Genomic DNA, 25,024 nt, shown 5'->3' with positions numbered 1-25,024 from the left:
GGCTTACTCCCGGGAGATCTGCAACGGCGCCGGCGGGATGAAACCGGGGTGCGAAATCCGGTTGCGCTGCACCACCTCACCCACTCGCGTGGCATCGCCGAGTTTCTGGTAAGACACGACCAGCGCCGGCTGGGTGCTCTTGGGTGTCAGGTCAACCAGCCGCACCCCGTTGGATGCCACCGCGTTGAGATGCTGCGTTAGTGCCTGACGGACGGTACTGAGTGCCTGGTACTGCACCGCGTCGGCCTTGAGCGCCGCCTGCCAGATCACCTCGTTGAGGCTGTCACGCAGCGCCAGCACATCGTCGACCACCGGTACATCGGCCCGTTGCACCGGCTGCTGGGCTTGTTGGGCCAGTGACGGTGTGGTCGTCAGTTTCACCGCCGGCGTCGCCACCGGAATCATTGACACAAACTGGGAGATCTGGACCAGCAAGGCATCCTGGATCAGGTTCACCGTGGCCTGTGAGGCCGCGGCGGAGTCCTTGCCAATGGTCAGTTGTGAGGTGTCGAGGGACTTGGCGTCCTCGACCTGTTTCGAGAGGTCGGCCAGCATGCCGTGATAGCCCTGGACGGCAAAGTCTTTCAAGCCCCGTACTTCGCCCACAACGCTCTTGACTTCGCCGACCAAGCCCTTGAATTCGCCCAGCACGCCTTTAACCGCGGCACTCACTTGCTGGGGGAACTCCTTGATCGTGCGAACCAGGGCGTAGATGTTCGCGTATGTCTCGATCAGCGGCTGCAACTCCTGTTCGATCACGTGATACGCCAAGGTAATGCCCTTGCGCAGGTTTTCCAGGCCGACCCGCGCCTGGTTGATCTGTGACATCGCCCCATCGAAACGCGCCAGCGAAGAGTCGAGCAATGTGTCCGACGCCACCTGCAATTGCTTCTGGGTGTCGACGACGACCTTGGGGAACTGCAGCGGTTCATCCGGATAGAACTTCAGGTTGAAGGTCACCAGCCCGCCATCCTTGCGGGTCTGGGTCATATCACAGGCGCCGACCTTGACCTGCATCCGGCCCAGCCACGGGTGGACCAGTTCGCCACTGCCCTCCTCCAGAGCCTTGAGCAGGCTGTCGCGCTGCTCAAGGCAATCGGCACCGACGATAAACGCCGTCAGATCATGGATCTTCGCCTGCTGGCCGAGACCTTCGAAGAACGCTTGGTCACGCTGAGGGTATTCGTGCAACTGGCCTTTCTGGCCGACCGGGGTTTTCGCCACGTCGACCCAGAACGGTACGCCGCGAAACGACGCCGGCAACAAACGATCACGCCAGCTGGTCGCCATAGGTACCTCCGAGGGAAAGCGAGCGATAGCCGACGCGAGGCGTCAGGTCCAGGCCCGGTTGATTGGTTTGCGCTTGGTCGACGCGCAAGCCCGCTGGCGCGTCTTTGAAGCTCACGGTCAAACCGCCTTCAAGTTGTGTGCGGTTGTTGGCGGCGGTTTGCTGGACCAGGCCGCTGGCGTTGCTGGTCAGACCGGAGTCAGTACCGCTCGACGAATCGCCCCAGTTCCAGAAAGAAGAACCGCTGTCATTGGCCGCCTTGGCATTGCTCGCCTCTTGTTGCTGCGCCAGGCCCTCGACCTTGCCGGTGACCTTGGCGACAAAGTCACCGAAACCACCACTGAACAACTCTTTGATCGGCGTGATAAAGCTTTGCAACTTGCTCCACCAGCCCGCGAACCAGGCGACAATCGGATCCCAGTTCTTGATGATCATCCCCAGCGGCGACCAGTCGAACATCGTCTGGAAAAAGTCCATGACGGGGGCCGCCAGGCTTTGCAACACCTCCCACAAGGCAGAAAAGACCTGGCTGATGGGCTCCCAGTTGGCAACGATCAGCCCGACAGGAGACCAGTCGAACAAGCTCTGGAAGAAGTCCTTGAGTAACTGCGCCGGGTCTTGCAGTGCCGCCCAGATAGTGTCGAAGTAAGCGCTGATAGCGCCCCAGTTGTTGATGACCGGCCCCAGCGGTGACCAGTCGAACAGCGTCTTGAGAAAGTCCACCGCCGGTGCGCTCAGCGCTTTGATCGTGTCCCAGAACGCCCCGAAGTAAGCGCTGATCGCCCCCCAGTTATTGACGATCAGCCCCAGCGGCGACCAGTCGAACACGCCCTTGAGAAAGTCCATCACCGGCGCGGCCAAGGCCTTGAGCAAGCGCCAGATCGAATCGAAGAGCCCTGTCAGCGGCACCCAGTTGTCCATGACCAGGCCCAGCGGCGTCCAGGAAAACAGCGCCTTGAAAAACTCGAACACCGAAACGGCCGCCGTCGTGATCGACTCCCAAAGGCCAGCGAAAAACCCGCTGATCGTCTCCCAGCCCGCGGTAATCATCGGCATCGGCGACCAATCGAGCACCGCGTGCAATCCCGACATGAAGCTGGCCGCCGCGCTTTTGATGCCGTCCCAAAGCCCGCTGAAAAAGCCTGAAATCGGTTTCCAGTAAGCAACAATCAGCGCCGCGGCAAGGGCAAAGCCCACCACGACCAAACCGATCGGCGAAGCGAGCACAGCCACCACCGCCGCCACCCCGGCCACCGCCGCTTGCAGGACGGTGAACGCCACCGCACCCGCCGCCAGGCCCTGGACCAGATTCGGATTGGCCGCCACGAACTCGGCGACGCGGCTCACCAGCGGCACCAACGCCGTCACTACGGAGTTCACCACAGGCAACAACGCCTGGCCGAACTTCAGGGAAACCTTGTCGACCGCTTCACTCAAACTGGCCAGATTTTTTGCCGTGGGCCCTGAATCAGCCCCCTCGGCCCCCTCGGCCCCCTTGCGGGCCGAGGCCAGGGTGTTTTCTGCCTCGATCGCTGCCTTGACACCCTCGACAAAAGGCGCCGCCAGTCCTTCGCCCTTGAACAGCGCCGAGAGATCCAGCTCACCCAGGCCGCTGTCCTCGAGGCTCTTTTTGAAACTTTCGACTTTCTTGCTGACCGCTGACATGTCGTCGTCCATTTTCTGGACGCCATTCACGACAAGAGCCATGTTCACAACCGTCTGGGGATTTGCCGTGAGCGTATTAGTTGTCGTAGCCATCACTGCACCTGCTGCATCGCATTGATCCGTTGCGCGTGCTCCAGGGATTCCCGGAGCACATCCAGTGGCCTGGCCATCATCTGTTCGGGGTCAACCTTCCAGAACCAGGCCAGGTCATAGGCGACCGCAATCAGCTCGCCGATGGCTGCGATGCCGCACTCATGAAAAAACCCGCCACCGCCCAGCTCAAGGTGTTGAGGTCGGACAGGTCCAGCTGGTTGACCGACGATGGCGGGATACCGGCGCAGACCGCGATGTACTTGGCCGCGACATCCATGTCGAGGCTGACGTCTTCGCCCTTGTCGATCTTGTACGGCAGCGCCTTGATCGCCCGCACTTCCTGCACCGTCGGACGACGCAGGGTGAGTTCGCTCAGTGGTTCGCCGTGGGCCTCGATGGGCACCTGCAACTTCACTGGATCAGTCATTGCCAGGTCCCCTTGATGCCTTCGAATTTCAACGCGATGGTCGCATCGTCACCCTTGGCGGATGGGGTGTCGGTCAGATAGGCACCGGCCAGGACGTAGACCTTGCCATTGCTGAACTCGCAGGTGACGGTCATGTCGGTGCCGGCGACCAGTTGCTTGAGCGGGAAGTCCGGCGTGTACAGCGCGGTTACCGCAAAAGTGGGGGCGACGTCGGTTTCCTTGTAGAAACCCGGCACGACCGTTTCCCGTTTGACGAACATCAGCGGGGCTTCGCAACCGCCGTTGATAGTCAGTTGAGCGCCGTCCACTTTGACGTAGCAGGTGCCCGCAATCAGTTGACCCATGGTGTATCTCCAAAAAATAAGCCCGCGTTCGGCGGGCTGAAATTAAATAGTGAACGTTGAGTAACGCGCTTAAAGCTTTTCGACGATTACATTATCGATAAAAGCGTAGTAAACAAACGGATCTTGCTCGTTGGAGAATGCCAAAGTAGTTTGAGGTGTCGTCGCAGTGAAATCATAAGTGTTCACTCCCCATACCACTGTCGTGCCGGGTGCAACGGGCGTATTGAAAGTAACGCTTTGCCCCGCCACCTTGACCTGAATCAAACCGGTACCCGAACGGCCAGCATATTTTGCATTACCCGCACTAAACGTAAGCCGATATTTGGCTCCCACAACAGTTGCAAAATTCTGCTGGATTCCGCCACCGTTTTTGTAAACATAATTAGCCAGATCAACAATTGCGACCCCATCGGCAGCAACTGAACTCGGAATAGAGGCTGGCATATTGAAATATTCTGCTCCTGACAGAAATGTCGTCCATCCTGTAACAAAGTTCGCTTTCGTAGGGGTATCCAATACACAGCTACCCGTACAGCCCGGTAATTCAAAGCTACCGTTGACCAGTAGATTCTCGGCAAACGCGAAGTTACCCAGCCCTAGAATCGAAACCGACATCAGGAGCTTAAATAGGTATTTTTTTACCGCTTTCATTTTCCACCTATCAGGTTTAAATTTCTGATAACACTGTAAATGGCTTCCTTATTTCACTCGAAATAAGCCAGTCACGACGCTCTTCTTTTTACATTCAATGCAGCACCAGACTCAGGCCGCCGCGTCGTACTGCAGGCGGAACTGGTTGAGCAACGCAAACACCCGCAGGCCATTGATGTAGTCCGGCGGGAACAGCACGTTGACCCGGCTCGGGTCCAGGCTGTCGCGCTCGACGATCAGGTGCTCGGCGAACATTTCGGCGTTCTCTACGTGGCCTTCCAGTTCGAGCTTGGCGTACTGGGCGATCAGTTCACCGCGGATGGTGCTTGGGGTGATGATCGGCTGGCCGGCGCCGAAGCGGGTGCCGTCGGCCGCGAGCTTGTGCCGACCGTACTTGCTGGTGATCACGCTTTGCAGGCGGCGCACGATAAAGGCCGACTGGTGCATGGTCTCGCTGTCCAGGTAGGAGTTGTCCGCCTGGCCGTAAGCGTTCTTCTGGTAGGTGGTGATCGCCCGCTGGATACGCACGTAACCGCCTTCGTAGTACGCGGTGGCCAGACCGTAGCTGAGCAGCGACTGGCGTTCGGTCAGGGTGAAGCGCTCACTCGCGGCAGCCGGGTCGATACCCGGCAGGCTACCGCTCTGGGTCGGACGGCTGGCGTCGGCGGAGATGAACACCGAAGTGCGCGCGGCCAAGGCAGCGGCCTGGACCCAGACCGGTTGCGGCACACCCGGCTCCATGGCCAGGAGGGTCACGTGCTGGTCGTTGCGGGTTTGACCGGCGGCCACCAGGGTGCCGACAGTGCCGCGCTTGGCGCTGTAGACATGGCCGAACAGCTGCTTGGACCAGGACCAGCGACCGACGCTGTCGTCCATCGCCGCTTGCCAGGCATTCAGGGTCACCACATCGGACCAGGGCTGGCAGATGAACTCGAAGGGCTCGTCGCCGAGTGCCGCGAGCGCGGCAACTTGATCCGGTACACCGCTACCACCGGCCATTGGCGCGGTGACGATGGTCAGGCCGGCCGGGGTCTGCTCGCCATTGCTTTTGCCCAGGCGGTTGAACTGCAGGCTGATGTCGTTGCCGCTGTCACCGGTCCATTTGCAGCTCAGCGTCACGGTACTATCGACAGCCACGGCGCTGACCGGCAGGTCGGTAGCGGCATTGACTTGCAGCGCCAGGGTGGTGGCAACCTGGGCAGCGGTCGCTCCGTTGACCACGGCGGCCTGGACCCGCACACCACCGACATACAGGTTGAGCACGCCGCTTTCGGTGGCGGCGCCCGTCAGTTTCAGATCGGCCTTGGCCAGGCCGCCCACGGTATTGCGCAGTGGCAGGCACCAGATCTCGCCGACCGGATCGGTCTTGCGCCAGGTGTCGTACATCGCGGCGAGCATCGAGCCCTGGCCGCCAATGCTTTTCGCCAGGGCGACGCTGGAAACCAGTACCAGGCTGCCGACTTCGGTGCTGGTGACGTTGTCATTGACCTGGGCGACGATCAGCCGACGCAGGGTCGACGACGCGCTATTGGCCGCCGAGTTGTCCATTTCGGCGTAGAACAGCGGAACACGCAGGTCCGCGGGGATATTGCTGAATCCGATAGCCATTATTGGGCATCCTGTGGTTGTGCCGCTTGCACGGCGTTGAGGGTGATATCGCCATCGGCCAGACGACGGCGCCACCAGGCGCCGTCAGCCACTTCACGGCCTTCGAGCGGTAGCAGGTCGCCGGCTTCCGGGTCCGGTACGGCGCGGCCTGGGGCCGGCACTACGGTGATGCGTTGGGTCATTGCGTTACGTCTCCAGAGAAAGTCAGCTCCAGGCGCCCGTCGGGGCCTGGGCGGTGCAGATTGGGGTCGGCGGGATCGATGGCATCGACCTTCACCGTGACCCCGGTAAAAGACGGCAAGCCGTCCAATTCGCGCTCGTGCCAGGTTTCCGCTGGGTCCGTGGAGCGGTTGCGCCCCAGTTGGAACTCGGCGAAGAAATGCAGGCGATAGAGCAGGCGGCTGGCGTTGATCGAGATCAGTTCGCCACCGTCGTATTCGATGGGGTTGTAATCGGTGTCGGGTTTGAAACCGACCAGGGCGCGCCAGAGCTCGGCGCGCAAGCCGTGGAGTTGGTCGAAGGCTTGAGCGCCGTTGCTGGCGTCGAGCACCAGGGTCAGTTCCAGGCGATCGGTCAGGGTTTGGCGGGTGACGTTTTGTGAGGCGTCCTTGCTTGCCAGATCGGTGATCACGCTGACAAATGCCGCTGGGGTTTGCAGCGTGGTGTTGCTTTGCAACAGGTCGAGATCAAGGCCGGTCGAGATGTGTTGGGCAAGACTGGGGCATTGAGCACGCAGTTGCGTGAGGATCGGGGTGATATTCATCGGAGGCACCGGGTAATAAGAAACCGTCGATTGACGGGTTCGACAGACGATCACTCGCCTTCAGAAAGCCCGCGTCCTTGCGGGCTGGGCCCTGCTCTCGGGCCCGGCAGCTCCAGTCCGTTGGTGATATCCGAGGGGGGCATGAGCATTTTGTTCGGATCGCTGTCCGTCTATTGTTCCGGCCGGGTCTCCGGGGGAGGCACTTCGTCCACCCCCAGGCGCTTGGCCGCCCAGCGTTCATAAAGGCCGATGGCGGCATCCGCACCAGCCATGGCGGTCAGGCAGCCAAAGGCACCGGCGGTCCAGATCGACACCCCGGCGGCATACAGCAGCATGATGGTCGACACGCCACAGACCATGCAGGCCCCGGAACGCAGTACCAGGCGCCGCAGCAGCACCCAACCGCGGGCACCGTCCTTGTCGGCGCGCCACATTTCGCCGGAAACCCCGCCGACCACGGCCAGCAAGATGACCAGCCAGATAGGCATGTCCACCAACGCTTGTTGCTCGCTCGTCATGTCGCGCCTCCTGCAATAAAAAAGGGCCATTCATTGGCCGGTGATGGTTTGGGCTTGTCGTTCAAGGTGAAGGGTTCTCTTCAGAGCCCGCGTTCGGTGGGCATTCCAAAAAGCCCGGTCGCCCAGGCTTTTCAGTAATGCGGTCCTGATGCCCTGCCCTGAAACCGCTCGCGCTTTCGGCGATGGCGGCGCCAGCCGGACACCTGATCTTTCGGCGCTACTGGCGCGGTACGGATCGATGCAAATTGTTTCTCCGACCGCGACCCTGTCCGCCGGATAACTGCTTACGGTGCTTTACGCTGCACACCCGGGTCAGTTGCCAACCCTCTGAACCGTCAAGGCCGGTTCATCGCTGCCTGTTCTTTGAAGCGGTGCCACTAAAGAGCGCTGGGTTGCCCCTGGCATCTCTGCCTGTCACCAACCTTTCCGGCCGGCTTGAGACAAAGAATATGCATGTATGCATATACAGTCAATGCACAAATGCATTTATTTATGCATTGTCGATGCACGAACGCATGGAAGCCGCGCGGCTCAAGGGTTTGGGCTTTTTTGCAGGCGTAAAAAAACCCACATCGCTGTGGGTTTTTTCCGAATCAGGAAGGCTTAGCGGGCGTACATGCCCCACCAGAAGACATGCCCGAGGATGGTGATCTGCTCTTCCTGGATCTCCTGGAAGCTGTAGTCCTCATCTGGATGTTCGTCGCGATTGAAGCTGCGCAGGCGAATCCCGGTCGGTAGACGATAAAGCTGCTTCACCCGCAGTTGGCCGTTGTGGTTGATGGCGTAAAGGTCGCCGTCGACGATATCGCCGATGGCGCTCTTGCCGGCGTTGACCCCGACCGTGGCTCCGTCGCGCAGCACCGGCAACATGCTGTTGCCACGCACGGTCACGCATTTGGCCTGGTCGAACTGCACGCCGTTGTGGCGCAGGCTGCGCTTGCCGAAGCGCAGGCTGGCCTTCTCGCTTTCTTCTATGACGAATCTTCCTGATCCAGCAGCCAATTCAACCTCGCGAAGAAAGGGAACGGACACTTCGTCTTCATCGACGGGCGTGTCATCGTCCCACAGGCTTATATCCTTGAGTTCGGAGTGCAGCGTGCCCTGCTCCTGATCCCGGGCGACGGCAACCGCCGCGCGTCCGCGCAACTGGTCGGTACTGATGCCGAAGTACTCGGCGATCTTCGAAATGTGTTTGTCCGAAGGATCGACGATCTTCCCGCTGAGAATCCGCGACAAGGTGGATTGGGGCACGCCGGTACGACGGTGAAGCTCCGTGGGGGAGATCCCGTGGCGATCGAGCAATGCTCGTAGGACGGTAGAAACGTTGCGTATTTGCATAACGCGCATATTGCTTGCGCTTTTTGAGATTGGCAAATGCCGATTTGCATATTTTATGCATAACCATTTGCACAAGCTTCAAAAGGCCATGCCTGCGGACGCCGGACCGCCCGTGTTAACCTTGCCCTCATCGAAAAAGTCCCGCGCCAGGCGCTCGACTTCGCACTCCACTCAAAACGAATCCGCCTAAGTATCCGATGAGTAAAAATAGCCCCGATCTGTCCAGCCACACGCCAATGATGCAGCAATACTGGCGCCTGAAGAACCAGCACCCCGACCAGCTGATGTTCTACCGCATGGGCGACTTCTACGAGATCTTCTACGAAGACGCGAAGAAGGCCGCCAAGCTGCTGGACATCACCCTGACTGCTCGTGGGCAATCGGCCGGACAGGCCATTCCAATGTGTGGGATTCCTTACCATTCCCTCGAGGGTTATCTCGCCAAGCTGGTCAAGCTCGGCGAGTCGGTGGTGATCTGCGAGCAGATCGGCGATCCAGCCACCAGCAAGGGGCCGGTGGAGCGCCAGGTGGTGCGGATCATCACCCCTGGTACCGTCAGCGACGAAGCGCTGCTCGATGAGCGCCGCGACAACCTGATCGCCGCCGTGCTCGGCGACGAGCGCCTGTTCGGCCTGGCCGTGCTGGACATCACCAGCGGTAACTTCACGGTCCTGGAAATCAAGGGCTGGGAAAACCTGCTGGCGGAGCTGGAGCGGATCAATCCGGTCGAACTGATGATCCCGGACGACTGGCCACAGGGCTTGCCTGCGGAAAAGCGTCGCGGGACACGTCGTCGCGCCCCGTGGGATTTCGAACGGGACTCTGCGCTCAAAAGCCTCTGCCAGCAATTCTCCGTGCAGGATCTCAAAGGCTTCGGCTGCGAAACCCTGACCCTGGCCATCGGCGCCGCCGGTTGCCTGCTCAGCTACGCCAAGGAAACCCAGCGCACCGCCCTGCCGCACTTGCGCCGCCTGCGCCATGAACGCCTGGACGACACCGTGGTGCTCGATGGCGCCAGCCGCCGTAACCTGGAACTGGATACCAACCTCGCCGGTGGTCGCGAAAACACCCTGCAATCGGTAGTCGACCGTTGTCAGACCGCCATGGGCAGCCGTCTGCTGACCCGCTGGTTGAACCGCCCGTTGCGCGACCTGCGTGTCTTGCAGGCACGCCAGAGCTCCATCACTTGCCTGCTGGAAAGCTACCGCTTCGAAAAACTGCAGCCGCAGCTCAAGGAAATCGGTGACATCGAGCGGATCCTCGCGCGGATCGGTTTGCGCAACGCCCGCCCTCGTGACCTGGCACGCCTGCGCGATGCCCTCGGCGCCCTGCCGCAGTTGCAGGACGCAATGCTCGAACTGGACGCCCCGCACCTCAAGCAACTGGCCGTCACCACCAAGACCTATCCGGAGCTGGCGATCCTGCTGGAACGCGCCATCATCGATAACCCGCCGGCGATTATCCGTGACGGTGGCGTCCTGAAAACCGGCTACGACGCCGAGCTGGACGAGTTACTGTCGCTGAGCGAAAACGCCGGGCAGTTCCTGATCGACCTGGAGGCCCGGGAAAAAGCCCGCACCGGCCTGGCCAACCTCAAGGTCGGCTACAACCGGGTCCACGGCTACTTCATCGAGTTGCCCAGCAAGCAGGCGGAATCGGCCCCGGCGGACTACATCCGGCGCCAGACCCTCAAGGGTGCCGAGCGCTTTATCACCCCGGAACTCAAGGAGTTCGAGGACAAGGCACTGTCGGCCAAGAGCCGCGCCCTGGCCCGGGAGAAGATGCTCTACGAAGCCTTGCTCGAGACCCTGATCGGCGAACTGCCGCCCTTGCAGGACACCGCCGCGGCCCTGGCCGAGCTGGATGTGCTGAGCAACCTGGCCGAGCGGGCACTGAACCTGGACCTGAACTGCCCGCGCTTTGTCGACGAGCCGTGCATGCGCATCAGCCAGGGGCGCCACCCGGTGGTCGAGCAAGTGCTGAGCACACCGTTCGTGGCCAACGACCTGGCGCTCGACGACAACACCCGCATGCTGGTGATCACCGGTCCGAACATGGGCGGTAAATCCACCTACATGCGCCAGACCGCCCTGATCGTGCTGCTGGCCCATATCGGCAGTTTCGTCCCGGCGGCCAGCTGCGAGTTGTCCCTGGTGGATCGGATCTTCACCCGGATCGGTTCCAGCGACGACCTGGCCGGCGGGCGTTCGACCTTCATGGTGGAAATGAGCGAAACCGCCAACATCCTGCACAACGCCACCGAGCGCAGCCTGGTGCTGATGGACGAAGTCGGCCGCGGCACCAGCACCTTCGACGGCCTGTCCCTGGCCTGGGCTGCGGCGGAACGTCTCGCTCACCTGCGGGCCTACACCCTGTTCGCCACTCACTACTTCGAACTGACCGTACTGCCGGAAAGCGAGCCGCTGGTGGCCAACGTGCATCTCAACGCCACCGAGCACAATGAGCGGATCGTCTTCCTCCACCACGTGCTGCCTGGCCCGGCCAGCCAGAGCTACGGCCTGGCGGTGGCGCAGTTGGCCGGCGTGCCGAGCGATGTGATCAGCCGCGCCCGCGAGCACCTGAGCCGCCTGGAAACCACCAGCCTGCCCCACGAGCAACCGGTCGCCAAACCCGGGAAACCGGCCGCGCCGATGCAAAGCGATATGTTCGCCAGCCTGCCGCACCCGGTCCTGGATGAACTGGCCAAGCTCAACCTCGACGACCTGACGCCGCGTCGTGCACTGGAAATGCTCTATACATTAAAGACACGGATCTAACGCAGCGGACAACAAGCTGCTAGAATCTCGCGCGGTTTGGGATGCTGCGGACTATTAGCCTGGTTCGCAGACTATCGCTCCCAAACCTGGCGAGCCCATTCTGATAGGGTCTCGCTGCCGCCGCCTGAGGAGAGAACTAGAAATGACCTTCGTCGTCACCGACAACTGCATCAAGTGCAAGTACACCGACTGCGTAGAAGTCTGTCCGGTGGACTGCTTTTACGAAGGCCCGAACTTCCTGGTCATTCACCCGGATGAGTGCATCGACTGCGCGCTTTGCGAGCCGGAATGCCCTGCTGTGGCTATTTTCTCCGAGGATGAAGTCCCGGAGGACATGCAAGAGTTCATTCAGTTGAACGTTGAGCTGGCCGAGATCTGGCCCAACATCACTGAGAAGAAAGAGTCGCTGCCGGACGCTGAAGAGTGGGATGGCAAAAAAGGCAAGATCAAGGATCTCGAACGCTGATTGCAGCGTGTCCGACAAAAAGGCCCTTTGCGGGCCTTTTTTTGTGCGGCACTTTTCTACAGGCAAAAAAAAGGGGCGGTATGACCCGCCCACATTTTTTCCCTAGTCCCTTTTTTCCCTTTCATCGTCCTGATGAATCGCATCCCGCGATGTTCCTTCCAGCAATCTGTCCTTGATCGCCGTGTCTATCCGTCGACACAGGGGCGATATTAAAGACTTTCTGAGTTGCCGCAACAGGATCCAAAATGCCATCACTGCAATATTGGATCCATTAAAATAACAAAAAAACTATATATTTCAATTAGTTGAATGAAACACTCGGTAATCGAGACGGCAAATTATCCTCGATCGCTTACGCAAGATGTAAGCAATGGCTTACACACTCAAGCAGCTAAAAAAGAACTTCTGGATCCAACTCTGGTCTGGGACGCCCAGGAGCAACCGTGGATCAAGCAAAGGTCGCCCATAAAAAAGGCCTCGATCAATGCGAGGCCTGCGAGGCGGACAGAATGCTTTCAACTTTGCGGCTTGAGCCCTTGGGAAAGGCCGAACATGAACAACAGCAGATCGTGATCGGGTTTGGCATCGGTCACCTTGACGACACGGGGCAGAGGACAATGCCCCGCCCCCACCGCCGCGGTCAGCACCTTGGGACTTGGCTGCTCCCAGGCCACCAGGGCCAGGGAAGCCACAGCCAGCGCGCTGACCAGAAACAAACCTCGAGCGACTTCTAACTTCATTACCATAAGCCTTTGACAGGACTGCTGAACACCTATTCTCAAAATAGCTGAGTTTTCCTTGGGCCGTGGCACTCAACGACGAATGGCGTCGTGGCCGTTTGAGATCAAACTGCGTGTCTCAAGGCTTACCTGGGAGATCAGAAATCCGCCCCTTCCCAGGTGAAAATTTCGCCGCCGATCAGGCATCAGACCCGTGCAGGTCGACATGAAAACGGCAGCCGTTGGGTTGCATGGTGGTCAGGCTGACATGCCAACCCTGGTTTTCGCAGATCCGCTGGACCAGCGAAAGGCCCAGCCCGAGGCCTTCGCCGCGCTTTTCGTTACCCCGTACGAAGGGCTGGAACATGGCTTCGCGCTTCTCTTCGGGAATCCCCACGCCGCTGTCTTCCACCACGAACCCGGCAGGCTCCAGGCTCAAGCGGATAAAGCCCTGGTCGGTGTAGTGCAACGCATTGCGCAGCAGGTTACCCATCACCGCGTGCAAAAAGATGGCGTTGTAGCGGATATCCAGGGGGTTGCCAAGATCGACGATCAAGCTCAGGCCCTTTTCTTCAATGGGGCCGCGCCACAGACCGAGCAGGTCCTCCGCCACCGCGTTCAGGGAAACCTGCGGCGACATGCTCGCGTCCTCGCGCTGGGCCCGGGCCAGCATCAGGAAGGTCTGCACCAGCTCGCGCATTTCCTCGCTGGCCCGGGCAATACGTGCAACCTGATTGCGCCCGCGCGAGTCGATGGCCGGGTTTTCCAGCAGCAGTTCACAGGAGCTCGCCAACACCATCAACGGTGTGCGCAGTTCGTGGCTGACATCGCTGGTGAACAGCCGCTCACGGGTCAGGGCATCGCGCAAGCGACCCAGGGTGGCATCGAACGCCACCGCCAGCTCACCCACTTCATCGGCGGCGTAGTCGGGTGCCAAGGGCGGTGCCAGCCCCAGTAACTGATCGCGATGACGCACCTGGCGGGCCAGGCGCACCACCGGGGCCATCACTCGTCGGGCCAGGATCCAGCCAAGGAACACCGCCAGGACCAGGGCCAGGACGAAGCCCACCAGCACCACGGCAAACAGCACGCGCTCACGCTCTTCAAAATCACTCTGGTCCTGCAACAGCACATAACGCCGACCGTCGACCACCTCGACCATGGCGTGGTAGGACACCTGCTCGCGAAACACTTCATGGAACCCGGCATCCAGGTGACGAAGATCCCTTGGCAAGGCAAAGTCGCCCTGACCACCACTGAAGTAGAACAGCTGGTCGGGCTCGGGCCGGTGCTTCCAGTCGCTGACACTGTCCATCAGCAACAGACGTTGCAGATCGCCCCCCAGGCCGGCGGAAATCAGTTTTTCCTCAACCAGGTGAACCGTCGCCACGATGCCCAAGGCAAAAGTCCCCGCCACCAAGGCGCTCATCAGCGCAAAGGCGATGATGATCCGCTGGGCGAGGCTTTGTTTAAACTCCATCGCGGCCTTCGGCCAGGCGATAACCAACACCATGCACGGTATGCAGCAAGGCCTTTTCGAAGGGTTTGTCGATCACCTGGCGCAATTGGTGGACGTGACTGCGCAAGCTGTCGCTGTCCGGGCAATCGTCGCCCCACAGGGCTTCCTCGAGGACTTCGCGGCGTAGCACGTGGGGGCTTTTCTGCATCAGTACCGCCAGCAGTTTCAGGCCCACGGGGTTGAGCTTGAGCAGGCGCCCTTCTCGGGTCACTTCCAGGGTGTCGAGGTCGTAGCTCAGCTCACCGACCTGCAAGGCCCGCCGTCCACCGCCCTGAGCCCGACGCAGCACCGCTTCGATCCGCGCCGCCAGCTCCGACAAGGCGAACGGCTTGAGCAGGTAGTCGTCAGCCCCGGACTTGAAGCCCTGCAGACGATCATCCAGTTGGTCGCGGGCAGTGAGCATGATCACCGGGGTGTCGCGCCGGGCATCTTCACGCAGGCGCTTGCACAGGGTGAAACCATCGATCCCGGGCAACATGATATCCAGCACGATCAGGTCGTAGTGCTCGGTGGCGGCCAGGTGCAAGCCCGACAAGCCGTCCTGCGCACAGTCCACGGTATAGCCTTTAAGCCCCAGGTAATCAGCCAGGTTGGCGAGGATATCGCGGTTGTCTTCAACCAGTAGAATTCGCATGGGTACTCTCTCCGTACGCGGTAACGGCCATGTCTTGGCCCGCGCAGCTTAAGGGCAAGCCTGTGGTAGCTACAAGCTGCACGATAAAAGCAGCCGTTGCGTCTGTGGCTTGCCGAAAAAAAGAAACCCCGCACAAGGCGGGGTTTCTTTGTAGCGGGTGGGGCCGACTTACATCATGCCGCCCATACCGCCCATGCCGCCCATATCTGGCATACCACCGCCAGCTGGAGCGTCTTCCTTGATCTCGGCGATCATGGCTTCGGTGGTGATCATCAGGCTGGCAATCGACGAAGCCGCTTGCAGAGCCGAACGAGTCACTTTGGCCGGATCCAGGATACCCATTTCGATCATGTCGCCGTATTCGCCGGTCGCAGCGTTGTAACCGAAGTTACCCTCGCCTTGCTTGACCTTGTCGACCACGACGCTTGGCTCGTCGCCGGAGTTGGCAACGATCTGACGCAGTGGCGCTTCAACAGCGCGACGCAGCAACTGGATACCGACGTTCTGATCGGAGTTGTCGCCCTTCAGCTCGGAGATGGCCTGCAGAGCGCGAACCAGCGCCACGCCACCGCCAGGTACCACGCCTTCTTCAACGGCCGCACGGGTAGCGTGCAGGGCGTCTTCAACGCGGGCTTTCTTCTCTTTCATTTCAACTTCGGAACCGGCGCCAACCTTGATCACTGCAACGCCGCCGGACAGCTTGGCCAGACGCTCTTGCAGTTTTTCACGGTCGTAGTCGGAGGAAGTATCGGCAACCTGGGCACGGATCTGAGCGATACGGGCTTCGATATCGCCTTGTACGCCAGCACCGTCGACGATGATGGTGTTTTCCTTGGACAGGGTCACGCGCTTGGCGTTACCCAGGTGTTCCAGGGTGGCGCTTTCCAGGCTCAGGCCGATTTCTTCGGAGATCACGGTGCCGCCGGTCAGGACAGCGATGTCCTGCAGCATGGCCTTGCGACGATCGCCGAAGCCCGGAGCCTTGACGGCTGCGACCTTGACGATACCGCGCATGTTGTTCACAACCAGAGTCGCCAGGGCTTCGCCTTCAACGTCTTCGGCCACGATCAGCAGTGGACGGCCGGCTTTGGCAACGGCTTCCAGCACTGGCAGCATTTCGCGGATGTTGGAGATCTTCTTGTCCACCAGCAGGATCAGCGGACCGTCGAGCTCGGCGGTCATGGTCTCTGGCTTGTTGACGAAGTACGGGGACAGGTAGCCACGGTCGAACTGCATGCCTTCTACAACCGACAGTTCGTTTTCCAGGCCCGAGCCTTCTTCAACGGTGATCACGCCTTCTTTACCGACTTTTTCCATGGCTTCGGCAATGATGTCGCCGATGGTGCTGTCGGAGTTGGCGGAGATGGTGCCGACCTGAGCGATGGCCTTGGTGTCAGCGCAAGGCTTGGACAGGGCTTTGAGCTCTTTGACGATGGCGATGGTCGCCTTGTCGATGCCGCGCTTGAGGTCCATCGGGTTCATGCCGGCAGCGACAGCCTTCAGGCCTTCGTTGACGATCGACTGGGCCAGTACGGTGGCGGTGGTGGTGCCGTCGCCAGCGTCATCGTTGGCACGGGAAGCAACGTCCTTGACCAGCTGCGCGCCCATGTTTTCGAAACGGTCTTTCAGCTCGATTTCCTTGGCAACGGAAACGCCGTCCTTGGTGATGGTCGGAGCGCCGAAGCTCTTCTCGATGATCACGTTACGGCCTTTCGGACCCAGGGTCGCTTTTACCGCGTCAGCCAGGACGTTGACACCTTTGAGCATTTTTTTGCGGGCGGAGTCGCCAAACAGAACTTCTTTAGCAGCCATGATCGTAATTCCTTGAATACTTTGTCGTAACGGGAAAAATGAGCGGGAATCAGCCTTCGAGAACAGCGAGAATCTCGTTCTCAGCCATTACCAGCAGGTCTTCGCCGTCTACTTTCACAGTGTTGCTGCCGGAGTAAGGGCCAAACACCACCTTGTCACCCACTTTCACGGCCAACGCACGGACTTCACCGTTGTCCAGCACGCGGCCGGTGCCTACAGCGAGAACTTCACCGTGGTTGGCTTTCTCGGCGGCCGAACCTGGCAGCACGATACCGCCTGCGGTTTTCTTCTCTTCTTCGCTGCGACGGATGACGACGCGGTCATGCAGAGGACGAAGCTTCATTGTCGATCTCTCCTAATTATGGTTTTCAAGGGCCGATGTCGATACCGACCGGTTTAGCAAATCCGGCGTTGCCGGTTGCGGCTCGCCAAGCGAACCGCGAAAGACTGTCTGGCGATTTTCGCCAAAACCTTGCGGTGACCGTTACATGAGGTCACCCAAGGCGATTTCAAGGGCAAGGTGACGTTTTTTTTACCTGAGCGTGTCGAAAACCAACACCGCAGCCGAAGGTGCCGTGTCGATGCCATGACCATCAGGAGTCGCGGTGTTCGAACTCGCCTTCGATCACCTGGGGTTGCCGGCTATTGGCCGGTACCGACCCCGACGGACCACGAGATTGCAAGTCGTCGGCAAAGGCCCGCTGACGCAGCGCCTGCTCTTCGACCCGCCGACGCATCCGGTCGGCCAGCAAGCGACGGCTCATCGGCAGCAGCAGGACCAGGCCGATAATGTCGCTGATAAACCCCGGCAGCAGCAGCAGGCCGCCGCTCAGGGCCAGCATCAGGCCCTCGAGCATGGTCTGCGCCGGCAGTTCGCCACGGTTCAGGCTTTCCCGCGCCCGCAACGCCGTGGCGATCCCCGCGACCCGCAGGACCAGCCCACCGAGCATCGAACCGAGAATGATCAACGCCAGGGCCGGGAAAAACCCGATCGCGGTGCTGACCTGGAAAAATACATACAGCTCTAGCACTGGAAACAGCAGAAAGAGCAATAGAAAAGCGCGCATCAAATGGTTCCTCTACGGAAGAATGCCTTCCACTTCACCTTAGATGACGTCGGCAGTTCGTGAATTCAAGCTCAAACCACTGCGTTTTTTGGCCAATGCTCGGCGTGAGCCAGGGAAACCAAGGCTTCGCGAACTTGTGTCGGCGTGTTGCAAGGTGCTTCGAAGGGCAGCCAGTACAGCGCCTGGCCAATGCGCAGGTGCATGCCTTCGGTGTCGATACCCGCCAGTTGTGCCGGCACCACATCCGGCAGGCCGGCCAGGGCGACGTAGTGGGCGATGGCCTTGGCGTGGTCGCTGTTCATGTGCTCGACCATGCCAGCCTCGGCCTTGCCGGCGAAGGGATTGGCCAGGGTCACCTGATCCAGCCAGTGGATCGCCCCGAAGCCGCCAATGTAACGATGCCGCACCGGGTTGAGCACCCAGAAATCGAAATCGTGGGCCTGGTGGTAGTTCTGCGAGTCGGGGAAGTAACGGTAGTAGCGCACGGCCGCCGCTTCGATCGCCTCGGGATCGCTGAGTTTTTCGGCCTCGGCCAGGTAGGTCAGGCGCCCGGCAGCCTGCACGTCCGCGGCTTCGCGCTCGCCCACCAGCAAGGAACACTTGGGGTCCTTTTGCAGGTTATGGGTGTGCTGGGCGATCCGGCTGATCAGGATCAGCGCCCGGCCCTGGTCGTCAAGGCAGTAAGGCACCACGGAGCCAAACGGGAAACCGGGCATGGCCTTGGAGTGCGTGGACAACACACCCCGGTACTCCTTGAGCAGCAGCTCGCGGGCATTCTTGGCAACTTCAACGCTCACCTTTTGACTCCTCGTCAGAAACCGTCGACAAGCCCTGAGACCCGCGAATGGAAATCAATGACAAAATAAACGTTATCCGCGACGGATGCCAGGCTCGGCAAGGCCGATCTTACCGCTCAGGCAATCGCCGTTCTTCAACCGGACGCTATCGGCCAGCAACGCCGTCGAGGCGCTGAAAACGGCAAGCCCCAGCAGGGTTCTGGATAATATAAGCAGAGAGAGGACTCGGGTTTGCGCGAAAGAACCTACACCTACAGCCAAATCCCTGAACAGGATTGCCCCCGATGACAGAACACAGCAGCGCAGCCGAAAGCCCCGCGCAGATGCGCCGCACGGCCCTTTACCTGACCCTGGCGCAAGTCCCCGCAGGCCGGGTCGTGACCTATGGCCAACTCGCCGAGCTGGCAGGCCTCGGGCGTGCCGCGCGCTGGGTCGGACGGACCTTGAGCCAATTGCCCGCCGACACGCGACTGCCCTGGCACCGGGTACTGGGTGCCGGCGGTCGGATCAGCCTGCCCGCCGGCAGCCCATCCGGCGACGAACAGCGAGCCCGGCTGCGGACTGAAGGCCTGAGCGTGCTGAACAATCGTGTCGATATCAAGCGCCATGGCTGGCGCCCGATAGAGCACAGCGGTTAGAGTGCGCGCTTTGTTTCCGTCAACCTGAGGCAGATTCCAGCCCATGCCCCGTAAAACCTGGCGCGCCGCGCTCGCCGCTTATGCCAGCCCCTCGACACTCGTGCTGTTGCTGCTCGGCTTCGCCGCCGGCCTGCCTTATATGTTGGTGTTTTCCACGCTTTCCGTCTGGCTGCGTGAAGCCGGCGTGGCCCGCGAAACCATCGGTTATGCCAGCCTGATCGGCCTTGCCTACGCCTTCAAATGGGTGTGGTCGCCGCTGCTCGACCAATGGCGCCTGCCGTTGCTCGGCAAGCTCGGTCGACGCCGTTCCTGGCTGGTGCTGGCACAGATCCTGATCGTCCTCGGATTGATCGGCATGGGTTTCTGCGATCCACAGAAACATCTGTCCTGGCTGATCGCCATTGCCGTGGTCGTGGCCTTTGCCTCCGCGACCCAGGACATCGCGGTGGACGCCTATCGCCTGGAAATCGCCAACGACAGCCAGCAGGCCGCCCTGGCCGCCAGCTATATGTCCGGCTATCGGGTCGCCGCCCTGCTGGCCACCGCCGGCGCGCTGTTTATCGCCGAAGGCTTCGGTTCCACCGGTTTCAGCTACAAGCATTCGGCCTGGACCGGCACCTACGTGTTGTTCGGCCTGCTGATGGTCCCGGCGCTGCTCACCACCTTCTTCATGCGCGAACCGCCGGTGCCGCTGCGCACCCAGCTCTCCGCCGGACGCTACAGCTTTGTGCACCAACTGGCCTCGGTCTTCGTGCTGATCGTCCTGCTGGTCTCGGTACCGGCGATGTTCACCCAGCTCTACAACACCGATTTCGCCAGCGTGCTGTTCCAGGGCCGAAGCATGCTCAACCTGCTGCTGGAAGACCGCGCCTTCCTGCGCGCCATCCTCTATACCCTCCTCACCACCCTCTGCCTGTCGAGCATGGGCCGCCGCGGCCTGGCGCCGGTACTGACGCCGGTCAATGATTTCATCGTCCGCTATCGCTGGCAGGCCCTGCTGCTGCTGGGGCTGATCGCCACCTACCGGATGTCGGACACGGTCATGGGGGTGATGGCCAACGTGTTCTATATCGACCAGGGCTTCACCAAGGACCAGATCGCCGGAGTCAGCAAGATCTTCGGTCTGATCATGACCCTGCTGGGAGCCGGCATGGGCGGCCTGCTGATCGTGCGCTTCGGCATCCTGCCGATCCTGTTCATCGGCGGCGCGGCCTCGTCGGCGACCAACCTGCTGTTCATGCTGCTGGCCGACATGGGTCCGAACCTGAAGATGCTGATCGTCACCATCTCCCTGGACAACTTCAGTTCCGGCATGGCGACCTCGGCCTTCGTCGCCTACCTGTCGAGCCTGACCAACCTGAAGTTCTCCGCCACCCAGTACGCCCTGCTCAGCTCGATCATGCTGCTGTTGCCGCGCTTGATCGGTGGTTATTCCGGGGTGATGGTGGAAAAGTTCGGCTACCACAAGTTCTTCATAATCACTACCGTGATAGGCATACCGACCCTGATCCTGATTGCCCTGCACTGGTATCAATCCAGTCGTGGCGAAGGCCCGGAACCTGCCGCCGTCGGCGAAGAAACCCCGTAAACACTGGCCCCCGCCGCCCTCCTCCGGGGCGGCGCGGCGACACGCCTGTACGTCGCCGGATCACACCCGTACAATGCCCAGTCATTTTCAGTCATCAGCAAGCGACAACGGCCAACCATGCGCACCAGTCAATATTTGCTCGCCACACAGAAAGAAACGCCTTCCGACGCGGTTGTGATCAGCCATCAGTTGATGCTGCGCGCCGGGATGATCCGCAAACTCGCTTCCGGCCTGTACACCTGGCTGCCCATGGGCCTGCGCGTGATGCGCAAGGTCGAAGCCATCGTGCGCGAGGAAATGAACGCGGCCGGGGCCCTGGAAGTGCTGATGCCCGGTATCCAGCCGGCTGAACTGTGGCAGGAATCCGGTCGTTGGGAACAATACGGCCCTGAGCTGCTGCGCCTGAAAGATCGCCACGACCGCGACTTCTGCGCCGGCCCCACCCACGAAGAAGTGATCACCGATCTGTGCCGCAACGAGCTGAGCAGCTACAAGCAGCTGCCGATCAACCTGTACCAGATCCAGACCAAATTCCGTGACGAAATCCGTCCACGCTTCGGCTTGATGCGCGGTCGCGAATTCATCATGAAGGACGCCTACTCCTTCCACGTCGACCAGGCCTCGCTGCAGGTCACCTACGACCGCATGCACCAGGCGTACTGCAACGTCTTTACCCGCCTGGGCCTGAAGTTCCGCCCGGTGGAAGCGGACAACGGCTCCATCGGCGGCGCGGGCTCCCATGAGTTCCACGTGCTGGCCGAGTCCGGCGAAGACGATATCGTCTTCAGCAACGGTTCCGAGTACGCCGCGAACATCGAGAAGGCCGAAGCCGTGCCTCGCGAAACCTCGCGCGCGGCGCCGAGCGAAGCGCTGCGTCTGGTCGATACCCCGGACGCGAAAACCATCGCGCGACTGGTCGAAGGCTACAACCTGGCGATCGAAAAGACCGTCAAGACCCTGATCGTCCACGCCGAAGAAGAAGGTAAGCTGATTGCCCTGATCATCCGCGGCGATCACGAACTGAACGAAATCAAGGCCGCCAACCAGCCTGGCGTCGCCAGTCCGCTGGTCATGGCCTCCGATGCCGAACTGCGTGACGCCATCGGCGCCGGTGCCGGCTCCCTCGGCCCGCTGAACCTGCCGCTGCCGATCATCATCGACCGCTCGGTCGAGCTGATGAGCGACTTCGGTATCGGCGCCAACATCGACGACAAGCACTACTTCGGCGTCAACTGGGAACGCGACCTGCCGGTCCCGACCGTGGCCGACCTGCGCAACGTCGTGGCCGGCGATCCGAGCCCGGACGGCAAGGGCACCCTGGAGATCAAGCGCGGCATCGAAGTCGGCCACATCTTCCAGCTGGGCACCAAGTACAGCGAAGCGATGAAGTGCCAGGTACTGGGCGAAAACGGCAAGCCGGTAACCCTGACCATGGGCTGCTACGGTATCGGCGTATCCCGCGTGGTCGCCGCCGCCATCGAGCAGAACAACGACGCCAATGGGATCATCTGGAGCGACTCCCTGGCGCCGTTCCAGATCGCCCTGGTACCGCTGCGCTATGAAACCGAGCAGGTTCGCGAAGCCACCGACAAGCTCTACGCCGAATTGACGGCCGCTGGCTTCGAAGTGCTGCTGGACGACCGTGACAAGAAAACCAGCCCGGGCATCAAGTTCGCGGACATGGAACTGATTGGCATTCCCCATCGGATCGTGGTCAGCGACCGCGGCCTGGCCGAAGGCAACCTGGAATACAAGAGCCGTACCGAGGCCGAGGCGCAAGCCCTGCCGGTCGCCGAGGTGCTGTCGTTCCTTCAGGCCCGTATCCGTCGCTAAGTCCAGATAGAGCGCCCATGTTCAATCGAAGTACCTTAGCCCTCGGGGGCGCCGCCTTGTGCGGCGCCCTGCTGGTCAGCGGCTGTGCCAACCAGATGTCACAACGCACCGAGCATGAAGAGCGCGTCGAGCGCAAACTGCTCGAACACAATCTGCAGATCGATGTCGGTGATCCCAAGGTCCTGGAGCTGCCGCAACGTCGCGTGCGGATTCACGAGCAAAAAACCTTCGAAGTCACCGAGTTCGACGTCACCCGTCGCTATGAGCGCTACACACCCTATCAAGGCTGGCGCAAGGTCTATGAAATCCCGCTGGGGGCCGTGGCGCTGGTCGGCGGTATCGGTGCCAACGTGGCGAATATCTTTGCCCTCGGCCACCTGCCGGACAACATGACCCATGGCTGGCTCAAGGACGGCATCGACGGCCTCAATCCGTTCATGAACGTCGAGTCCGGCGGGCGTGCCCAGCAGAACCTGGCCGGGGTCGAGGAAGTCCAGCGCGACAAGCGCCTGGAACACTCAAGCCTGCCGTGGTCCGAACGGCCGGTGGAAGTGCTTGCCGGCAAGCAGACCGCCGAACTGACCACCGACCGCAATGGTGTGTTGCGCCTCAACCTGCTGGACAGCCCGTTTGCCGAGCAGGACCTGTATCGCATCGGTAATCTGCAGATCCGCGTGGAAGATGCCCAGGGTCAAGCCCACTCGGACTCGAGCCTGTCCATCAGCAGCAAGCTGCGCGGTAAGCTGCTGGAGGCCCATGACCTGATCTACAACGACCTGGAGGGTGACGACGTCAACCAATGGGTGCACCGGGTCAAGCGCCTGTCAGAGCTGGGACTGGAGGACGAAGCCAGTGAGCTGGAACAGAGCCTGATCGAACTGACCCGCAACGATCCCGAGTTGCAGCGTGAGTTTCTCCAGACCCTGACCAAGAAGGCCGGGCGACTGGTGGCGGACCCCGGGGCCAACTAAGGCGTTCAGACGAAATACTGAATCTGTAGGCGCCCGGCTTGCCGGCGATAGCGTCCGCGAGAGCGATGCAAGGCCCAAGGGCCCCATCGCCGGCAAGCCGGGCGCCTACAAGTTGCTCGGTGCGTCCAGGAAAGCAAGCGCCGGCCTCAGCCGCTGAACAACTCCAGCTGCTCATGCCCACCGCGCAAATCCTGCAGCCGCACCCCAATCCCCAGCAGCCGCACCGGCCGCTCGCCTCGGGCAAAGGCCTGGCTCAGCAACTGCCGATAACTCTCCAGGTCCCGCCCGGCTCCGGCCTGCTCCAGGGTCGTCTGGGTAAAGTCGTGAAACTTTATTTTGACGAACGGCTTGCCCGGTCGATAGCTGCTGTCGAGTCGGGCGACACGTCCCGCAAGGGTCTCCATCAGTTCGGGTAGCTTTTCCAGGCAACTGGCAAGGTCCGGCAGGTCGGCATCGTAGGTATTTTCGACACTGACCGACTGGCGCCGGTTGTCGTTATGCACCAGTCGCTCATCGATCCCCCGAGCCAGCCCCCACAGACGCTCGCCAAAACTGCCAAACTCGCGGACCAGGGCCAGCTTGCCCCACTCGCGCAATTGCCGGCAATCGACAATCCCCAGCCGCCCGAGCTTGTCCGCCGTGACCTTGCCAACCCCGTGCAATTTGTTGACCGGCAAGCCGGCGACGAAATCCTCCACCTGGTCCGGAGTGATCACAAACAACCCATTGGGCTTTTTCCAGTCGCTGGCAATCTTGGCCAAGAACTTGTTTGGCGCCACCCCGGCAGAGACGGTGATATGCAATTGCTTCGAGACCCGACGCCGGATGTCCTGGGCAATGCGCGTCGCGCTGCCGGCAAAATGCGGGCTGTCGGACACATCCAGATAGGCTTCATCCAGAGACAAGGGTTCGATCAGGTCGGTGTAGTCGCGAAAGATCGCCTGGATATCTTTCGACGCTTCCTTATAGGCATCCATCCGCGGCTTGACGATGACCAGGTCCGGACACAGGCTCAAGGCATGCCGCGACGACATCGCCGAACGCACGCCAAAGGCTCGCGCCTCGTAATTGCAGGTGGCGATCACCCCACGCCGATCCGCTGAGCCGCCCACCGCCATGGGCTTGCCGGCCAGGCTCGGGTTGTCACGCATCTCGATGGCGGCGTAGAAGCAATCACAGTCAACGTGGATGATTTTGCGTTGCGTCATGAAAACACGGGTTCATTCAGGGAACGGAAACGGTACAGGCCAGCAGTATCTCACTGACACCTGTATATAGCACCAGTAGTTTGATTCTTCCTCTTTGCCCGTAGGAAATAGCCCTATTGAATTTAGTTTCTCAATCGAAAAGCATCCGCCGATAGAGCTGCAACCCTTGCCCGGCATGGCCCCGGGGCTTGGCACAGGCACCGCCTCAAGCGCTAAGCAATTGAACAATAAAGGGGTTTTCCTAATTAAGGTTTGACAGCCGAGCGTTTCGCTGTAGAATACCGACACACAGACGCGGGA

The 25,024-nt window shown here is 60.8% G+C and carries 24 protein-coding genes and 1 pseudogene; 6 read left to right on the top strand and 19 right to left on the bottom strand.

The genetic code is table 11. From position 1 onward, the window contains the following. Positions 1–3 precede the first annotated feature (3 nt). The 10 genes from AC07T0_RS01125 to AC07T0_RS01080 form a co-directional block, all read right to left on the bottom strand. Entirely contained in the window at positions 4–1,290 is a 1,287-nt protein-coding gene (locus tag AC07T0_RS01125) for a DNA circularization protein (protein ID WP_494999458.1), read from the bottom strand. Beyond that, the gene (locus AC07T0_RS01120) at positions 1,271–2,995 is read right to left on the bottom strand and encodes a phage tail protein (RefSeq protein ID WP_494999457.1); all 1,725 of its coding nucleotides are present in this window, start codon (positions 2,993–2,995) and stop codon (positions 1,271–1,273) included. Before AC07T0_RS01120 ends, AC07T0_RS01125 begins: the two co-directional genes overlap by 20 nt. Before the next feature lie 181 nt (positions 2,996–3,176). Next, positions 3,177–3,473 (bottom strand): phage tail assembly protein, encoded by a 297-nt coding sequence (locus AC07T0_RS01115; protein ID WP_100938666.1) that lies wholly within the window; start codon positions 3,471–3,473, stop codon positions 3,177–3,179. Continuing rightward, on the bottom strand, positions 3,470–3,817 hold the full coding sequence (locus AC07T0_RS01110; protein WP_248794566.1) for a phage tail tube protein: 348 nt from the start codon (positions 3,815–3,817) through the stop codon (positions 3,470–3,472). Before AC07T0_RS01110 ends, AC07T0_RS01115 begins: the two co-directional genes overlap by 4 nt. A gap of 69 nt (positions 3,818–3,886) precedes the next feature. Next, on the bottom strand, positions 3,887–4,468 hold the full coding sequence (locus tag AC07T0_RS01105; RefSeq protein ID WP_494999456.1) for a DUF642 domain-containing protein: 582 nt from the start codon (positions 4,466–4,468) through the stop codon (positions 3,887–3,889). A 111-nt stretch (positions 4,469–4,579) separates the two neighbouring features. Beyond that, positions 4,580–6,076, bottom strand: coding sequence for a phage tail sheath subtilisin-like domain-containing protein (locus AC07T0_RS01100; protein WP_494999455.1), 1,497 nt, complete (start codon positions 6,074–6,076; stop codon positions 4,580–4,582). Next, entirely contained in the window at positions 6,076–6,258 is a 183-nt protein-coding gene (locus AC07T0_RS01095) for a DUF2635 domain-containing protein (RefSeq protein ID WP_248794568.1), read from the bottom strand. The genes AC07T0_RS01100 and AC07T0_RS01095 overlap by 1 nt, the downstream gene beginning before the upstream one ends. Next, positions 6,255–6,839, bottom strand: coding sequence for a phage tail terminator protein (locus tag AC07T0_RS01090; protein ID WP_494999454.1), 585 nt, complete (start codon positions 6,837–6,839; stop codon positions 6,255–6,257). Before AC07T0_RS01090 ends, AC07T0_RS01095 begins: the two co-directional genes overlap by 4 nt. Before the next feature lie 170 nt (positions 6,840–7,009). Continuing rightward, positions 7,010–7,357 (bottom strand): phage holin family protein, encoded by a 348-nt coding sequence (locus AC07T0_RS01085; protein ID WP_100938660.1) that lies wholly within the window; start codon positions 7,355–7,357, stop codon positions 7,010–7,012. Between the two features lie 603 nt (positions 7,358–7,960). Then, the gene (locus AC07T0_RS01080; RefSeq protein WP_494999453.1) at positions 7,961–8,704 is read right to left on the bottom strand and encodes a LexA family transcriptional regulator; all 744 of its coding nucleotides are present in this window, start codon (positions 8,702–8,704) and stop codon (positions 7,961–7,963) included. 188 nt (positions 8,705–8,892) lie between these two features. Here AC07T0_RS01080 and mutS point away from each other — a divergent pair, with 188 nt between their 5' ends. Both mutS and fdxA read left to right on the top strand, forming a co-directional pair. After that, on the top strand, positions 8,893–11,472 hold the full coding sequence (gene mutS / locus AC07T0_RS01075) for a DNA mismatch repair protein MutS (protein WP_494999452.1): 2,580 nt from the start codon (positions 8,893–8,895) through the stop codon (positions 11,470–11,472). A gap of 142 nt (positions 11,473–11,614) precedes the next feature. After that, complete coding sequence (fdxA, locus tag AC07T0_RS01070; RefSeq protein WP_100938647.1) at positions 11,615–11,938, top strand: ferredoxin FdxA; 324 nt, start codon at positions 11,615–11,617, stop codon at positions 11,936–11,938. Between the two features lie 515 nt (positions 11,939–12,453). Here the strand turns inward: fdxA and AC07T0_RS01065 are convergent. The 8 genes and pseudogenes from AC07T0_RS01065 to AC07T0_RS01030 form a co-directional block, all read right to left on the bottom strand. Next, complete coding sequence (locus tag AC07T0_RS01065) at positions 12,454–12,678, bottom strand: hypothetical protein (protein WP_494999451.1); 225 nt, start codon at positions 12,676–12,678, stop codon at positions 12,454–12,456. A gap of 178 nt (positions 12,679–12,856) precedes the next feature. Next, the gene (locus AC07T0_RS01060) at positions 12,857–14,137 is read right to left on the bottom strand and encodes a sensor histidine kinase (protein WP_494999450.1); all 1,281 of its coding nucleotides are present in this window, start codon (positions 14,135–14,137) and stop codon (positions 12,857–12,859) included. Continuing rightward, positions 14,127–14,810: a two-component system response regulator ColR gene (gene colR / locus AC07T0_RS01055; RefSeq protein ID WP_494999449.1), complete on the bottom strand. Its 684-nt coding sequence runs from the start codon at positions 14,808–14,810 to the stop codon at positions 14,127–14,129. Before colR ends, AC07T0_RS01060 begins: the two co-directional genes overlap by 11 nt. Positions 14,811–14,978: 168 nt before the next feature. Continuing rightward, positions 14,979–16,622 carry a chaperonin GroEL gene (groL, locus tag AC07T0_RS01050; protein ID WP_494999448.1) on the bottom strand — a complete coding sequence of 548 codons (1,644 nt, stop codon included), beginning with the start codon at positions 16,620–16,622 and terminating at the stop codon, positions 14,979–14,981. 49 nt (positions 16,623–16,671) lie between these two features. Further along, the gene (locus AC07T0_RS01045) at positions 16,672–16,965 is read right to left on the bottom strand and encodes a co-chaperone GroES (protein WP_121137262.1); all 294 of its coding nucleotides are present in this window, start codon (positions 16,963–16,965) and stop codon (positions 16,672–16,674) included. Positions 16,966–17,215: 250 nt separating this feature from the next. Further along, positions 17,216–17,689 (bottom strand): FxsA family protein, encoded by a 474-nt coding sequence (locus AC07T0_RS01040; protein WP_494999447.1) that lies wholly within the window; start codon positions 17,687–17,689, stop codon positions 17,216–17,218. A gap of 71 nt (positions 17,690–17,760) precedes the next feature. Continuing rightward, positions 17,761–18,486 (bottom strand): HugZ family pyridoxamine 5'-phosphate oxidase, encoded by a 726-nt coding sequence (locus AC07T0_RS01035; protein ID WP_494999446.1) that lies wholly within the window; start codon positions 18,484–18,486, stop codon positions 17,761–17,763. A gap of 87 nt (positions 18,487–18,573) precedes the next feature. After that, a pseudogene (locus AC07T0_RS01030) lies at positions 18,574–18,696 on the bottom strand (DUF481 domain-containing protein); the annotation flags it as partial. 74 nt (positions 18,697–18,770) lie between these two features. Here AC07T0_RS01030 and AC07T0_RS01025 point away from each other — a divergent pair. The 4 genes from AC07T0_RS01025 (at position 18,771) to AC07T0_RS01010 (ending at position 23,516) form a co-directional block, all read left to right on the top strand. After that, a complete protein-coding gene (locus tag AC07T0_RS01025; RefSeq protein WP_494999445.1) occupies positions 18,771–19,124 on the top strand; it encodes an MGMT family protein in 354 nt (117 codons plus the stop codon). 43 nt (positions 19,125–19,167) lie between these two features. Continuing rightward, positions 19,168–20,712: an AmpG family muropeptide MFS transporter gene (locus AC07T0_RS01020; RefSeq protein ID WP_494999444.1), complete on the top strand. Its 1,545-nt coding sequence runs from the start codon at positions 19,168–19,170 to the stop codon at positions 20,710–20,712. A gap of 117 nt (positions 20,713–20,829) precedes the next feature. After that, the gene (locus AC07T0_RS01015; RefSeq protein ID WP_494999443.1) at positions 20,830–22,545 is read left to right on the top strand and encodes a proline--tRNA ligase; all 1,716 of its coding nucleotides are present in this window, start codon (positions 20,830–20,832) and stop codon (positions 22,543–22,545) included. Positions 22,546–22,562: 17 nt separating this feature from the next. Then, positions 22,563–23,516 (top strand): hypothetical protein, encoded by a 954-nt coding sequence (locus AC07T0_RS01010; protein ID WP_494999442.1) that lies wholly within the window; start codon positions 22,563–22,565, stop codon positions 23,514–23,516. 146 nt (positions 23,517–23,662) lie between these two features. Here the strand turns inward: AC07T0_RS01010 and dinB are convergent, their stop codons facing one another. Beyond that, the gene (gene dinB / locus AC07T0_RS01005; RefSeq protein WP_494999441.1) at positions 23,663–24,724 is read right to left on the bottom strand and encodes a DNA polymerase IV; all 1,062 of its coding nucleotides are present in this window, start codon (positions 24,722–24,724) and stop codon (positions 23,663–23,665) included. Positions 24,725–25,024 lie beyond the last annotated feature (300 nt).

It is taken from the genome of Pseudomonas sp. GW821-FHT04D07 (assembly GCF_059420225.1).
This window is presented reverse-complemented; position numbering and strand designations above follow the sequence as displayed.